A 1,355-nucleotide genomic window follows, 5' to 3' on the forward strand; every position below is an offset into this window, starting at 1 on the left:
TTTTCATTGATTGGGTGCCGCGGCGTTTTTCACGGGAGGGCGGCTGGACGGATCGGCCGGCTTTGCGCATGGTCGGCGGGAAAGCCTGGAACCGGACCATGGAAGTCGCTGTCTTCATTCTGGTCGTGCTCGTCTTCGTGGCGCTTTCCGGCGCGCTGGTTCGCCTGGTGCGGGTGCCGTTGCCGGTGCTGCAGATTGCGATCGGTGCCGCGCTCGCCTGGCCGGTGCGCGGCATCCATGTCGAGATCAATCCGGAACTGTTCCTGCTGGTGTTCATTCCGCCGCTGCTGTTCGGCGATGCCTATGGCGCACCGAAGCGTGAACTGATGGCGCTGCGCGGACCGATCCTGGATCTGGCCATAGGGCTGGTCTTCTTCACCATCGTCGGCTTCGGCTACGCCTTGCATTGGCTAGTGCCGAGCATCCCTCTGGTGGTCGCTTTTGCGCTTGCCGCGGTGCTGTCGCCGACCGACGCGGTGGCCGTGTCCTCGATCGTCGACAGGAATGTCGTCCCGGCGCGGCTGATGCACATTCTCGAAGGCGAGTCGCTGCTCAACGACGCTTCAGGCCTCGTCATGTTCCGCTTCGCCGTCGCAGCAGTGCTGACCGGCAGCTTTTCCCTTGCCGCGGCTTCGCTCAGTTTTCTCTATGCCGTGGCGATTGGCATCCTGATCGGCGTCGCGGCACTGTTCGTTGCCGCCAAGCTGCTGCAATTGCTCAACCGGATCGGCGGCGTGCCGGCCGAAGCGCAGGTGCTGGTGATGGTTCTGCTGCCCTTCATCGCCTATCTCGGCGCCGAGCATGTCGGAGCGTCCGGTATTCTGGCGGCTGTTACCGCCGGCCTGCTCACCGGCGGCTCCGGCGTGTTTCGCTTCCTCGGCGTCTCGGCCCGCATGCAGACGATGTCGCTGTGGACGACGCTTTCCTTCGTTTTCAACGGTGCTCTCTTCATCGTGCTCGGCCTGCAGCTTCCCGACATCATCCGCCATGTGCCGCCGGAACTCATGAGCCTGCACCCGATTATCCAGCCGATCGCGACCGTCGTGGCGCTGACGCTGTGCCTGATCGCGTTGCGCTTCCTGTGGATATGGGTAGGCGATCTCGCAGCCGGCATCGCCGCACGTCTGGGCAAGCGCAAGGTGGAGCCGTTCGGGTTGCGCGTGCGGCTCGCCGGTTCGGTGGCCGGCGTGCGCGGCGCCATCACGCTGGCCGGCATATTGTCGCTGCCGCTCGCCATGCCGGACGGCTCGCCGTTCCCGGCACGCGATCTGGTCATTTTCCTGGCCGCCGGCGTCATCATCTGTTCGCTGGTCTTCGCCAGTCTCGCTCTGCCGACGATCGCCAGGGGGCTGGTC

General features: G+C 65.0%; 1 protein-coding gene. It reads left to right on the forward strand.

Features of this window, described 5'->3' with window-relative positions; translation table 11 throughout:
* Positions 1-98 precede the first annotated feature (98 nt).
* On the forward strand, positions 99-1,355 hold a 1,257-nt coding region (locus EN932_RS36205), incomplete at its 3' end, for a Na+/H+ antiporter (protein ID WP_128369528.1).

Origin of the sequence: Mesorhizobium sp. M7A.F.Ca.US.002.01.1.1, from assembly GCF_004022955.1 — a bacterium.
GTDB lineage: Bacteria > Pseudomonadota > Alphaproteobacteria > Rhizobiales > Rhizobiaceae > Mesorhizobium > Mesorhizobium ciceri.